Source organism: Nocardia sp. CA-128927, assembly GCF_050955855.1.
Classification (GTDB): Bacteria; Actinomycetota; Actinomycetes; order Mycobacteriales; family Mycobacteriaceae; genus Nocardia.
In genome coordinates this window covers 4,301,254-4,314,644 of the sequence record NZ_CP192087.1, presented here as the reverse complement: position 1 = coordinate 4,314,644, position 13,391 = coordinate 4,301,254, and the positions used below count along the sequence as shown (strand labels likewise).

At 68.4% G+C, this 13,391-nt stretch carries 14 protein-coding genes; all 14 read left to right on the top strand.

The window, feature by feature from the left end; genetic code table 11:
- The first annotated feature begins 2 nt into the window (after positions 1-2).
- The 14 genes from ACQPW1_RS20385 to ACQPW1_RS20320 all read left to right on the top strand — a co-directional run bounded on the left by ACQPW1_RS20385 (position 3) and on the right by ACQPW1_RS20320 (position 13,389).
- Positions 3-776, top strand: a complete 774-nt coding sequence (locus ACQPW1_RS20385) for a class I SAM-dependent methyltransferase (protein WP_433664274.1) — start codon at positions 3-5, stop codon at positions 774-776.
- 129 nt (positions 777-905) lie between these two features.
- On the top strand, positions 906-2,273 hold the full coding sequence (locus ACQPW1_RS20380) for an aspartate aminotransferase family protein (RefSeq protein ID WP_433664273.1): 1,368 nt from the start codon (positions 906-908) through the stop codon (positions 2,271-2,273).
- A gap of 64 nt (positions 2,274-2,337) precedes the next feature.
- A complete protein-coding gene (locus tag ACQPW1_RS20375; protein ID WP_433665294.1) occupies positions 2,338-2,988 on the top strand; it encodes an acyl carrier protein in 651 nt (216 codons plus the stop codon).
- A gap of 3 nt (positions 2,989-2,991) precedes the next feature.
- Positions 2,992-4,323, top strand: a complete 1,332-nt coding sequence (locus tag ACQPW1_RS20370) for a beta-ketoacyl-[acyl-carrier-protein] synthase family protein (RefSeq protein ID WP_433664272.1) — start codon at positions 2,992-2,994, stop codon at positions 4,321-4,323.
- Positions 4,316-5,632 carry a beta-ketoacyl-[acyl-carrier-protein] synthase family protein gene (locus ACQPW1_RS20365; protein WP_433664271.1) on the top strand — a complete coding sequence of 439 codons (1,317 nt, stop codon included), beginning with the start codon at positions 4,316-4,318 and terminating at the stop codon, positions 5,630-5,632. Before ACQPW1_RS20370 ends, ACQPW1_RS20365 begins: the two co-directional genes overlap by 8 nt.
- Positions 5,632-6,120, top strand: a complete 489-nt coding sequence (locus ACQPW1_RS20360) for a hypothetical protein (protein ID WP_433664270.1) — start codon at positions 5,632-5,634, stop codon at positions 6,118-6,120. The genes ACQPW1_RS20365 and ACQPW1_RS20360 overlap by 1 nt, the downstream gene beginning before the upstream one ends.
- Positions 6,117-7,421 (top strand): beta-ketoacyl-[acyl-carrier-protein] synthase family protein, encoded by a 1,305-nt coding sequence (locus ACQPW1_RS20355; protein WP_433664268.1) that lies wholly within the window; start codon positions 6,117-6,119, stop codon positions 7,419-7,421. The genes ACQPW1_RS20360 and ACQPW1_RS20355 overlap by 4 nt, the downstream gene beginning before the upstream one ends.
- A 13-nt stretch (positions 7,422-7,434) precedes the next feature.
- A complete protein-coding gene (locus tag ACQPW1_RS20350) occupies positions 7,435-8,799 on the top strand; it encodes a B12-binding domain-containing radical SAM protein (protein ID WP_433664267.1) in 1,365 nt (454 codons plus the stop codon).
- Complete coding sequence (locus ACQPW1_RS20345) at positions 8,796-9,239, top strand: holo-ACP synthase (RefSeq protein WP_433664266.1); 444 nt, start codon at positions 8,796-8,798, stop codon at positions 9,237-9,239. The genes ACQPW1_RS20350 and ACQPW1_RS20345 overlap by 4 nt, the downstream gene beginning before the upstream one ends.
- Positions 9,236-9,997: an SDR family NAD(P)-dependent oxidoreductase gene (locus tag ACQPW1_RS20340; protein WP_433664265.1), complete on the top strand. Its 762-nt coding sequence runs from the start codon at positions 9,236-9,238 to the stop codon at positions 9,995-9,997. Before ACQPW1_RS20345 ends, ACQPW1_RS20340 begins: the two co-directional genes overlap by 4 nt.
- Before the next feature lie 8 nt (positions 9,998-10,005).
- On the top strand, positions 10,006-10,482 hold the full coding sequence (locus ACQPW1_RS20335; protein ID WP_433664264.1) for a 3-hydroxyacyl-ACP dehydratase FabZ family protein: 477 nt from the start codon (positions 10,006-10,008) through the stop codon (positions 10,480-10,482).
- Positions 10,479-11,774, top strand: a complete 1,296-nt coding sequence (locus ACQPW1_RS20330; RefSeq protein ID WP_433664263.1) for a beta-ketoacyl-[acyl-carrier-protein] synthase family protein — start codon at positions 10,479-10,481, stop codon at positions 11,772-11,774. Before ACQPW1_RS20335 ends, ACQPW1_RS20330 begins: the two co-directional genes overlap by 4 nt.
- Before the next feature lie 6 nt (positions 11,775-11,780).
- Positions 11,781-12,539, top strand: a complete 759-nt coding sequence (locus tag ACQPW1_RS20325; RefSeq protein ID WP_433664262.1) for an SDR family oxidoreductase — start codon at positions 11,781-11,783, stop codon at positions 12,537-12,539.
- A gap of 22 nt (positions 12,540-12,561) precedes the next feature.
- Positions 12,562-13,389 carry a class I SAM-dependent methyltransferase gene (locus tag ACQPW1_RS20320; RefSeq protein ID WP_433664261.1) on the top strand — a complete coding sequence of 276 codons (828 nt, stop codon included), beginning with the start codon at positions 12,562-12,564 and terminating at the stop codon, positions 13,387-13,389.
- Positions 13,390-13,391 lie beyond the last annotated feature (2 nt).

The window sequence follows — 13,391 nt, the reverse complement described above, 5'->3', positions numbered from 1 at the left end:
TCGTGACCGATAACTATGGCGAGGCGGCGGAGTTCTACGACATCGCCGGTCGCCCCTACTGGAAGCCGCGCGCAGCCGCATTGACGAAGGCGATGTCGCCTGCGACACAGACGAATACGCCGATCGTGGATGTCGGCGCGGGCACCGGACTGGTCGTCGAGATCATCGGTGCCGCGGTGGCCGAAGTCCCGATCATCGCGATCGAACCCTCCCCTGCCATGCGCGCCGCGCTCGCCTGCCGGGTGCAGTCGAACGCGCTGGCACCGCGGGTGACCATCATCGCGTCCACCCTCGAGGACACCGCCCTGCCCGACCGGCTCGGCGGCCTGATCGCGTGCGGGGTGCTCGGGTATCTCGCACCCGACGATCGCCATCGGCTGTGGCGACTGCTCGCCGACCGGCTGGCCCCCGGCTGCCGCGCGGTAGTGGACTCCGCGCCGTTTCCCGCCACCCGGACAGTCCGGCCGATTCGGGTCGGTGTCGCGAGATTCGGTGTGCGACAACACGAGATCTGGCTCAGCTCACGGCCCGCCGCTATCCCGGGGCAGATCGAATTGACCACCACGTGCCGAGTGCTGCAGGACGGGCGGACGGTACGGGAGACGGTGAACACGGTGCAGTGGTGCGCCCTGGATATGCGGACCATCGCCGAGGAGGCCACCGCGGCGGGGCTCACCTGCCGTCGCGCCGGATGGGACCTCGCGACGCTGTCCGCCGCCGCGATCGGGCCTCTCGATGCTCAGCGGAGCGCCGCGGCGGCATCCACCAAGTGTTGAGACAGGTGTGACCATTCGGCCGAGGAACCAGGCCCGTACCCAAGGATATCGTCGTCTCAGACGGTGCCGGTTCGCCCGGCACAATCTTCCACCCCGGTCAGTGTTCGAAGTGGCGACGCGAGGAGTGTCATGCCGAATCAGATTGCGTCGGAGACAGATTCGACATTCTGGCACGGATTCACCAATATGCGCGGTTTTCGCCGGCGCGGCATCAGTATCGCCTCGGCCGAGGGTGTTTGGGTGGTGGACACCGAAGGCAACAGGTATCTCAACGCATTCGGCGGACTGTGCAATCTGAGCCTCGGCGGCGCCCATCCGGAGATCATCGAGGCCATCCGCGAGCAGGCGGGCAAGCTGCTGTACTTCCCCATCGAGCGCGCGACCCATCAGGCCGCCGACGAGTACGCGCGCCGACTGGCCACGGTGACCCCGGACGGCATGAACACCGTCTTCTACGCGTCCACCGGCTCCGAGGCCAACGAAACCATCATCAAGATGATGCGCCAGTATCAACGGCTCCGTTTCGGCGCGGACACCACCAAGCTCGGCGTGATCGCCTTGGACCGGGCCTACCACGGGGTCACCTACGGCGCGTTGAGCGCCACCGGCTCCGCGTTCCGCCGGTTCCGAAAGCAGTTCGAACCGCTGGTGCCCGGCTTCCACCACGCACCGTCGCCCTACGCGTATCGATGCGAATCCGGTTGTGCCGGAACATGTACCCTCGCGTGCGCCGATGCCGTCGAGACCATGGTCGAGCGGCTCGGCGCGGCGAACATCGCGGGTGTTCTCGTCGAACCGGCGCTCGGGGTCGGTGGCGCCATCGTGCCGACCCGCGAGTATCACGAGCGACTGCGCGAGATCTGCGACCGCAACGACATGCTGCTCGCCTACGACGAGGTGATCACCGGATTCGGCAGGCTCGGTGAATGGTTCGGCGCCGACTACTTCGGAGTGCGACCGGATTTCATGGCGCTGTCCAAGGGCATCAACAGCGGTTACCTGCCGTTCGGCGCCGTGGTCGTGCACGACGCCGTGTACCGCGAATTCCTTTCCACGGTAGACGGTTTCATCGCGACCGGCAGTACGACGAACGGCAACCCGCTCTGCTGCGCCTCGGCACTGGCGACCCTCGACATCATGGAGCGCGACGGCATCGTCGATCAGGTACGCCAGACCGGCAAGTACCTCTTCGACAAGTTCGCGAATCTGCGCGAGCACTCGATCGTCGGCGACATTCGCGGGGCCGGCCTGCTGATGGGCATCGAGCTCGTCAAGGACCGGAACACCAAAGAGCCGATCCCGCAACAGCAATGGCAGGTGATCGAGGACCGGCTCGCGCTGAGCGGACTGATCATCGGCAGTCAGGGCGCGGAGGGCCTCGGCGGCACCATCGGCATCGTCCCGCCGCTCACCATCACGACCGATGAGGTCGACGAGCTCTATCGACGCCTCGACGGCGTGCTCGCCAGGTATTCCCGGCTCACGACCAAGGGCTGAAACCCGTTACCGCAGAAAGAAACCCAACCATGTACACCGATCCGAGGAGAACGCCGTGGGGTCCATGCTGAGTTCGGAGGAACTCGACGACATCGTACGCAGCGCGGTCGCTTTGGCGCTCGCCGTCGAGCTCGACGACGTGACGTCGGACAAGTTACTGATTCCGGAGCTCGGCGCGGAATCAATCGACTTCCTGGACATCACCTTCCGGCTCGAACAGTTCCTGCCGATCTCGGTGCCGCGCGATGACCTGAACGAACAGGCCGAGGACGTGTTCGGCGCCGGAGCGGCGGTCGACACGCTCCGCAGGCTGACGCCGCTCGGCGCCTATCTGGTCCGCGAACGTCTGCTCGGTGTCGACCTGAGCAAGGTCGAGCCCGGCATGCGCGTCGAAGACGTCGCCGCGCTCTGGACGGTGCACACCTGGGGTGGCCTGTGCCAGCGGTTGCTCGACACCATCCCGGAGAAGTGCCAGGTGTGCGGTGGCGGCCGCACCTTCGTGCGCAACGAGGACGGCGAGTTCCACGCCGAATGTGACAGCTGCGCAACCGAACTCACCGCGATCCCCGGCGACGAGCTGAACCAGCTCTGGTTCGAGCAGATCCGCGATCTCGACGAGGTGGCGCAGCTGCTCGAGCAAAGCCGGGTGCAGGCGGCCGAAGCGGAGGCCGCGACCGGTCAAGCCCAGACGCCCGCCAACGCCGTCGCGGAGTGACCGGTGTTCGGCGAAGCGCACCAACGACGGGTGGTCATCACGGCAGCGGAGATGGTGACACCGCTCGGCTGGGATGCCGAGACGACCTTCCGTGGCTTCGTCGACGGCCGCTCCGGCGTTCGCACCACCTCACGATTCGACGCGTCCGGACTCGGCTCACAGGTGGCGGGCGAGGTCGATGACGGGTTTCTGGCCGCGGCGGTGTCGGCGGGGTACCTCGCGGGCGTCGAGGAGCTGTCGAGCACGGCGCCGCGCGCGATGCAACTCGGGCTCGCCGCGGGCACCGCCGCCGCGAAACACGCTGCGGGGCTACGTGGTACACCCGCCGAGCGATTCGGGGTGTGTGTCGGCACCTCCGGCCAGATGTACGACATCGGCGCCCTGGACGGGCTGATCCACAGCAGGCAACGCACCTCGGCCGCGGCCGGACCCGGCCGGGAGTTCGTCGGCCTGCTCGCCGCGCAGCGCCACAGCATGCGCAAGAACGCCAGCGCGGCGGCGCTGGCCAATGTCTGCGGCGCGGCCGGGCCGACCATGACGGTGTCCGCGACCTGCGCCTCGGGCACCCAGGCGATCGGCGAGGCCGCCCTCTGGGTCCGGGAGGGCGACGCCGACGTGGTGCTGGCCGGTGGCTGCGATTCGCTGCTCAGCTTCCTCGGGATCTCGTCGTTCGATCTGCTCACCGCGCTGGCCACCCGGTACAACGACCAGCCGAGCGCGGCAAGTCGTCCGTTCGACCGCAGACGCTGCGGCTTCGTGATGGGCGAGGGCGCCGCCTTCGTGGTACTCGAGGAGCTCGGACATGCGCTGCGGCGCGGCGTCGAACCGCTGGCCGAGGTGGCCGGGTACGGCGCGTCGTGCGATGCCTACCGCATCACCGACAGTCCGCCGCACGGTGAGGGCGCCGTACTGGCGATGTCGGGCGCCCTCATCGACGGCGGACTCCGGGCCGAGGACATCGACTACATCAGTGCGCACGGCACCTCGACGCTGATCAACGATCGGGCCGAAACACGGGCCGTGCACAAGGTTTTCGGGGACCGGGCGACATCGATACCGATCAGCTCGCAGAAGTCGATGATCGGTCACACGATCGCCGCCGCGGGCGCGATCGAATGCGTCACCTGCCTGTACGTGCTGCGCACCGGTCTGATTCCGCCCACCATCAACTACGAGTTCCCGGACCCGGACTGCGATCTGGACTATGTGCCGAATACGGCTCGCGCGCAGGAGGTTCGAGTCGCCATGAGCAACTCGTTCGGCTTCGGCGGCCAGAACGCGAGCATCGTGCTGCGCCGCTGGCCGGGCCCGGCGGACGGCAACGGCCATGCGTGAACGCGTGGTGGTGACCGGGGTCGGTGCGGTGTCCGCGCTCGGCAATGATCCGCGGACACAGTGGAATGCCTTGCTACGCGGGCAATCCGGGGTCGCGCCGCTGCACGCTCTCGCCGAGGACATCGAGCTGCGGGCCGGTACCGACCGGCCGCTCGCCGCGGGCCGGGTGCACGGTATCGATCCGCGGGACTGGATCACCGACCGCAAGGCCGCCCGTGCCATGCGGCTGCATACGCACATGGCCTTCGCCGCGACCGGACAGGCGATGACGTCGGCGAAGATCCACCGGGGCAATGTGGACGCCGACGCGACCGGAATCACGTTGGGCGTCACCATGATCGACTACGACATCGCCGATCTGGAACTCGCCGCACGGCGATCGGTACACGATTCGACCGGCTTCGACATCGAACGATTCTGCCGCACCGGCTGGCGCGCCATCTCCCCCATGGTCTCGATCGTGATGCTCAACAACGCCACGCTCTGCCAGATCGCCATGCAGTACGGGCTGCACGGGCCGAACGCCTCGTTCAGCCCGTTCGGCGAGGCGGGCGGGCAGGCCATCGGCGCGGCGCTGCGCATGCTCCAGGAGGGCGACGCCGAGGTCATGCTCGCGGGCGGGGTCAGTCCGCGGCTGAATCTCTCTGCACTGCAACGCATTCTCTACCTGGACATCGTCGCGGCGAGCACCGACCCGGCGGCCGAGTCGTGCAAACCCTTCGATCGGGACCGCACCGGAACCGTGCCCGGCGAGGGAGCGGCCGTGCTGGTGCTGGAGACCCTCCCGCACGCCAGAGCCAGGGGTGCGCACGTTCTCGCCGAGGTACTCGGTCACGGTGCCGCGGTCGGCGTGCCACCCGGCCGGGAACCGCACCCGCCGCGCCGGGCCATCGAACAGTCGCTCGCCGTGGCGCTCGACGACGCTGCGGTGTCACCCGATCGGCTCGCTTGCGTGTATGCCGACGCGCCGGGTCTGCCGTCGGGTGATTCGGTCGAGGCGGCCGCGATCGGCGCGGTACTGGGCAAGCACGCGCCTGACGTCCCGGTGACGTCCGCCAAGGGAGCCACCGGCCACCTGCTGGCGGCCGCACTGCCACTGCACAGTGTCTTCGCGGTGCACAGCCTGGTCGAACGGCGCGTACCGGCGATCACCAATCTTCGTCGTCCCGAACCCGATTCGGGCCTGGACCTGGTGTGCGACCGGCCGCGCCGGATCGGCACCGGCGATGCCGTCGCGTGCCTTGCCGCAGGGTTCCAAGGGCAGAGCGAGTGCGTCGTATTCGGCGAGTTCGAGGCGAAGGGGACGTGATGCGATTCCTGCTCTACGACCGGGTGCTCGAGGCGACCAAAGGCGAATCCATGGTCGCGGTGAAGCATGTCTCGCTCACCGAGGACCATCTGGCCGCGGGCTACGCGGGCCGCAGGGTGCTCAGCGGTTCGCTGCTGCTCGAGTCGATGGCCCAGGTGGCGGGCTGGCTGGTCCATCTGAGCACCGATTTCACCGTCTCGGCCTTCCTGTGCATCATCGATCGCGCCGAGATCGTCGGCGAGCTGCCACCGGGCCGGGCGATGCGGGTCGAGGCCCACATGCTCAGCCTGAGCAAGCGCTGGGCGCAGCTCAGCTGCGACGCCTACGACGAAGCAACGCCCGTCGCGCGCATCGCGCGGTTGAACTACGTCCTGCAGGACATCCACGACCCGGCCGAGGTCGCGGCCGAGGAAAACCGGTTCCGCTACTACTCCGGCTGGCCGCTCGACCGGATCCGGGCCGTACAGACCGGGACGGTGACCCCGTGAATCGGGTTGTCGTCACTGGCCTCGGAGCGGTGACGCCGATCGGGCTCGGCCACCGCCAATTCTGGGACAACCTCGTGGCAGGCACCTCGGGTGAGGCGCCGATCACGCTGTTCGACGCGTCCGCGCTGCCGACCCAGATCGCCGCCGAGGTAACCGAATTCGACGTACACGACTACTGGGACGGCCCCTTTCCGGCCGAGCTGCGCGCCGACCGGCAGGCTCGCTTTGCACTCGCGGCCTGCGCCATGGCACTCGCCGACAGCGGCTTGACCCGGCCGGGCGATCCGATCATGGCGACCGCCACCGACCGAGTCGGGCTGGTGATCGGTGCGGGGCTCGGCCTCGTCCGCATGGACGACATCGCCGGGCATCTCGACGACGACGGCCGGTTTCGCGTGCCCGCCCCGCTGACCAACGGGGCCACGATCGATCCGGTCTCGTTGATCCGTGACCCACAGGACCTGGTGATCGGGCTGCTGGCCGGACACCTCGGCGTCACCGGGCCGACCACGGTGATCAGCTCGGCCTGCGCGGCAGGCGCGCACGCCATCGGCACCGCGTTCCGGCTACTCCGGCGCGGCGACGCCGACGTCGTGCTCTGCGGCGCAATGGATTCCATGATCAACCCGCTCGGCATGGCCGGGCTCGTCGCGCTCGGCGCACCGTCCACCGACAATCTGCCGGGCCGGACCGGCAGGCCATTCGATGCCACCCGAACAGGTTTCGTGGTCGGCGAGGGTGCGGGCATGGTCGTGCTGGAGACCGAGGCACACGCCCGCCGCCGGTCGGCGCCCTGGTACGCCGAGGTTGCCGGATTCGGCAGATCCCTTGACGCACACCGGTTCACCGAACCGCACCCGGACGGCGCGGGTGCCGCCCTGGCCATGCGTGCGGCCATGGCCGACGCGGACGTGACCGCGGACCAGGTCGGGCTGGTCAATGCGCACGGCACCGCGACCATCCTCAACGATCGGGTGGAGACCACCGCGATCAAACACGTCTTCGGTAGTGCGGCAGCACGACTCGCGATCACCGCGAACAAGTCGATGACCGGCCATCTCATCGCCGCCTGCGGCGCCGTGGAATTCATCAGCACCGTGCTCAGCGTGCGCACCGCCACCGTGCCGCCGACCGTCAACTATCGCCATCGCGATGCCGAATGCGACCTCGACTATGTGCCGGGCACGGCACGGCACCTGCCGGTGGACGTGGCACTGACCAACTCGTTCGGCCTGGGCGGCCAGAACGGCTGTCTCGTGGTGCGCCGCGCCGCCGACGACTCGATGACACCAGTCCGATGATGGGATCGCGCACATGCACGTGTTATTCGTGAACCCCGACGTCCGGGACAAGAGCGTGATCTACGGCAACCGCATGCTCAATCCGGTTCCGGTCAACCTCGCCTACCGCGCGGCCATGACCTCGGTGGAGCACCGCGTCACGGTGATCGACGAGAACTCCACTCCCCTGACCGATTTCGCGTCCTTCGCCGATGTCGACCTGGTCGCCGTCACCTCGAAGTTCTTCGGCGAGCGCCGAACCGGTGAATTGGTCCGGGGTTTCGGTGAACTCGGTACACCGGTCGTCGCCGACGGATACTTCCCCAGCTACGACCCCGAGGCCGAGCGGATCGGCGCCGCCGCGATCATCCGTGGCGAGGTCGAACAGATCTGGCCGCAGGTGCTCGACGACGCGGCCCGCGGGCACCTACGTTCGAGCTACCTCGGCGGACCCGTAGACCTCGCGACACTGCCGCAGTACGGTCCCGAGCACCTCTCGCCGCACGACTACGTCTTCCCGATCGAAGCCACCAGGGGATGCCCGTTCTCGTGCAACTTCTGCATCGAGACCAGATATCACCACGAGGTGTTCCGCACCCGCCCGATCGAGCACGTACTCGCGCAAATCGACGCGCGCACCGGCGATTTCGTGCAGTTCTCGGACATCAACATCGTCGGCAACCCCCGCTACGCGCGGACGCTGTTCGCCGAACTCGAACCGCTTCAGGTGCTGTGGGGCAGTCAGGCGACGATCACCATCGCCCAGCGCGAGTCGCTGGTGGCGGCGGCCGGACGGGCCGGGTGCATGCTCGTGTTCATCGGCCTGGAATCGGTTCGCCCGCAGAACCTCATCTCCTCGGACAAGGGTTGGAGCCGCCCGACCGACTACCGCGGCCACATCGCCCGCCTGCACGATGCGGGCATCGGGGTGATCGGCTCGTTCGTCTTCGGTTTCGCGGGCGACACCCCGGACGTGTTCGAGCGGACCCTCGAGTTCGTCGTCGAGAACGAAATAGAGATCGCCCATTTCAACCCGCTCGGCAGCGGCCCCGGAGTTCCGCTGTACGAGCAACATCGACGCGAGGGTCGCATGATCGACCCCGGCCCGGCCGGTCCCTCCCACCTGCGCGCCTCGGTGGCGCCGGTGTCGATGACCGTCGGTGAGCTCGAGGACGGCCTCGAATACCTCTACACCAGTACCTATTCCCGCGCGGTGACCCGGCAACGGCTGCGCCGCCACATCTCCGACAGCACCCTGCCCGGCCCGCAGTCCGCGGCCAAGAAGCGGGCCATCATCGGCCTCAACCTCGCCTATCGGCGCGCCGTGGAGCGACACTATGGATCGGCCGTCGGCGCGGGTGGCGTCGGCACCCGGCACGACACGGAGCGACGGCCATGACCGCCGCCGCGACCTCCGTTCTGCTACCGGCGATCTCGGGCAGCACGGCAATGACGGTCGGCGTCGACATCGCGGCGGTCGGCCGGGTGCGCGCGCTGCTCGCCACCGGCAACGCGTTCGCCGACCAGGTCTTCCGCCCGGCGGAGATCGCGTACTGCGTCGGATTCCGTGATCCCGCACCACATTTCGCCGCACGATTCAGCGCCAAGGAAGCCACTCTCAAGGCTTTGCACGTCGGCCTCGGGCTACCACCGGCGATCCGGCGGCTGCGCGACATCGAGGTCTGCCGGGCGACCGGAGCACCACGGTTACTCCTGCACAACCGCCTCATGATGCTCGCGCAACGACGCGGTATCACCGGTGCCGCACTGTCATTGAGCCACGACGGTGACTACGCCGTCGCCTACATACTGCTGGCCACCGAGGCGGTGCGCGGATGAACCGCCTCAGTGACTCCGTCGCGATGGTGACCGGCGCCGCGGGCGTCTTCGGGACGGCCATCGCCACCCGATACGCCGAGGAGGGCGCGTCGCTGGTCCTCACCGACGTCGACGAGACCCGCCTGAAGGTCACCGTGCAGGCGGTCGAAGCCGTTGCCGCCGTGTCGATTACCGCCTTCGCGGCCGACCTGACCGAACCCGCCGCGGTAACCCGGCTCTTCGAGCACACCGACGAAGCCTTCGGCCGAATCGACGTGCTGATCAACAACGCGGGCGGTGCGCTGCGTTCGCCGCTGGTCTTCCACAACGACGCCGACTGGCATCGCATGCTCCGGGTCAACCTCGATACCGTCTTCTATTGCAGCAGGCAGGCGGTGCGCCGGATGCTGCCGCGGCGCAGTGGGCGGATCGTCAACGTCGCCTCGGCTCTCGGATTGACCGGCGGCGCCGACGAAGTCGCGTACGCGACCGCGAAGGCGGCGGTGATCGGCTTCACCCGCAGCGTCGCCCAGGAGGTCGGCCGACGCGGCATCTGCGTCAACGCCATCTGCCCCACGCTGGCCGACAGCGGCGTCAGCCGGGAGTACTTCGGGGGCTTCGATGTCGACATCCGGGCGGTCGCAGGCTATCTCGCCCGGCGTGCGGCGATGCCGCGCGCGATCGCGCCGGACGACGTCGCCGATATCGCGGTCTTTCTCGGCGCACGCGAAAGTGCGTACCTCAATGGGCAGGCCATCCTGGTCGGCGGAGTGGGATAGGAGTACCCGTGCGGTTCCTCATGGTTGACGCGATCACCGAGCTGGACGGCGGACGCCGGGCCGTCGGGGTGAAGAATGCCGCGATGAGCGAAGACTACTTCGCCGATCACTTTCCCCAGCAGCCGATTCTGCCCGGTGTGCTGGTGTTGGAGGCGATGACCCAGCTGGCGCGCTGGCTGGTGATCACCAGCAGCGACTTCCGCACCACCGTCGTGCTGAGCGCGGTGCAGCACAGCAAGTTCATCGACTTCGCGGTGCCGGGTGATCGGCTGACCGTCGAGGTGGACAGCCTCGACGGCGGCGCCGCGCCGGTCCCGTCGGCCGAGCTCGATTTCCGCGGTACCGCGCAGGCACACGGGCGCAAGATCGCCACCGCCACCTTCCGCTGCCGGAGCTACCCGCTGGCGGAGTTCGAGGATCCCGAAAGCACCCGCAGGCACTATCAGGTGCTGATGCTCAACGGTACGAAGGTGAACGGGAAATGAGGCGCCGCGTCGCCGTCGTCGGTGCGGGAATACTGTCCTGCCTCGGTACCGACTATCGCGCGCAGTGGCGGCGAATTCTGGCCGCCGAGACCGGATTACGGCGACGAGACAACGACAGTCCCTCGGAGATCGGCTATTTCGGCGCGGTCGACGACGCCGGACATCCCGTCGCGGCCGCCGACCGCAAGCATCTCAAACGGCTGACCAGAGCCTCCCGGCTAGGCGTATTCGCGGCCGATCTGGCGGTAGCCGACGCGGGTCCGGTCTTCCGTGCGGCGGCGGCACCGCGGCGCGGAATCTATATCGGCTCCAACGAAAACGAGGACGAGCAGAACTACCTCGAACGGTTCGCTCCGGTCCTGGCCACCGCGCGGCGCGCCGACGGCACCCTCGACTACGAACGACTCGGCTACGCGGCACTACACCGCGCCAAGCCGGACTTCCTGCTGTCCGGCCTGCCCAACGCGGCGCTGTGCCAGATCACCATCCGGCACGAGATCTGCGGCGCGAACAGCACTTTGGTCGACGGCTCGGCGATGGGTCTGTGCGCGATCGGGCGGGCCTTCCGCGCCGTGCGCGACGGGCGCGTCGATGTCGCGGTGTGCGGCGGAACCGACGCGGGCGCCGACGAATTCGCGCGACTCGCGCTACGCGAATTCGGGTTGACCTCGGCCTGCGCGGACGGCGTGCGCTCGGTCCGCCCCTACGACCGGCACCGCGATGGCTACATCTGCGCCGAGGGAGCTGCCGCGCTCGTACTCGCCGATGTCGAGCTGGCCCGCGCCAACGACGCGAACATTCTTGCCGAGATCATCGGTTTCGGCGCCGCCACCGATCGCGGTCGGCCGCTCGCCCCCGACCCCGAAGGCAGTGGCATCCGCGGCGCGATCGCCCGCGCGGTCGCCGACGCCGACATCGACCCCGAACAGGTCGGCTACGTGTACGGGCACGGGGACGCCACCGCCGACGGTGATCGCTCCGAACTGCGCGGCATCGCGGAAACCCTGGCCCGCGAACGACGGGTGCGACTCACCGGCACCAAGGCCGCCACCGGCCACATGGGCCCGGCCACCGATGTCGCCGAGGCGGCGTTCGCCTGCCTCAGCGTGCGCGACGGCGTCATCCCGCCGACGCTCAATCTCGGCAGGCTCGACAGCGCCGCACGCGATATCGACGTCGTCGCGGATCGGCCGTGCGCACTCGGCGCGCGGTACGCGATCACGCTCAGCCGGAACGTGGACGGTCCCGAGGTCGCCGCGCTGGTGCTCGGCGCACCGCGAGAAGAGAGGTGAGGCGCCATGTCGGAGGATCTCGCGGGTCGATCGGTCCTGGTCACCGGCGGTTCCCGCGGCATCGGCCGGGCGATCGCGCTGGAGTTCGCCGACCGCGGCTGCGACGTGATCCTGACCTACTGGCGCAAACGCTCCGCCGCCCGCGAGGTGGTCACGGAGATCGAACGCAAGGGCAGGCGGGCGCTCGCGCTGCGCGTCGACGTCGGCGAAAGAGACCAGCTGAAACGGCTTTTCGCGGACATCGGCGAACAGTGGGGCGGAATCGACTGCTACGTCAACAACGCCGCGTCGGCCATCATGAAACCGCTGTTCGCGCTGGAGAACCCGCACTGGCGCTACACCCTCGACACCAACGTCACCGCCGCACTGTTCGGTTGCCGCGCCGCGTACGAGCTGATGCCCGACGGGCGCGGCGCCATCGTGCTGCTGTCGAGCATGGGTGGCCGCCGCTATCTGCCCAATTACGGCGGCCTCGGCATCTGCAAGGCGGCGATCGAATCGATGGGCCGCTACCTGGCCGTCGAACTCGCGCCGGGGGTCAACGTCAACACCGTCTGCGGCGGGCTCATCGAGACCGATTCCGTGCGCGCACTGGCCGGCGCCCAGGAATGGATGCGGCAGGTCGCCGAGGTCGGTCCGATGCGGCGGATCGGGCGACCCGAGGATCTCGCCAAGGTCGTCGCCTTCCTGTGCACCGACGACGCGAGCTGGATCAGGGGCCAGACCATCGTCGTCGACGGTGGCGCCTCGCTGACGTCCGGATAACCAACGACTAGGAGAAGCTCCCGTGCGTACCGTGATCGAGCAGACCCGGGAAATCTACGACCTGACCCACCGTCAGATCACCCTCACCCCCTCCGGCCAGGCCATGATGGCCTACCTCTGGCGCGACTGGGGCGGCTACATCGGCCAGCTGAGCTGGACCACCAGAGATCAGCTGCGCGAGCTGACCCGCGCCACCGCATTGGCGCCGAAAAAGGCCGGCCTCGATCTCTGTTGCGGCACCGGCGGAATCGCCCGCTACCTGGCCGAGGCCACCGGCTGCGCGATGACCGGCATCGACTACTCCGGGCCCGCGATAGACATCGCCCGCCGCACCGCGGCCGATGTCACGCCGCCGATCCGCTTCGATCACGGCGACGCCCGCGAACTGCCCTACCCCACCGCGACATTCGACGCGGTGGTGAGCGTGGACAGTCTGGTCATCGTGCCCGACCGGCATCGGGTCATCGCCGAGTGTGCCAGGGTGCTGAAACCCGATGGCCGCCTTGTCTTCACCGACGAGGTGCTGACCGGACCATTCCCGCGGGACACGGACACGTTGCGTGCCTTGTCCGTCTACGGCCGCTTGTTTCCGCAAACGCCGTCGGGGTACCGGCGATTACTGACCCACGCCGGATTCGTCGGCATCGATATCCGGGACAGTACCGCGATGTTCGTCGCGATCAACCGGCGTTGGGCCGAGTCGTATCGACTGTTCGAGACGCAGGGGCGAGAGGTGCTCGGCGACAAGCTGTTCGACGACGGCCTGGCCTTCTTCGAGACACTCGGATATCAGGGAGCGGCGCACCGGCTCGGCCAGATCCGGGTGCTCGCCACCCGCAGGCACGGCTAGCC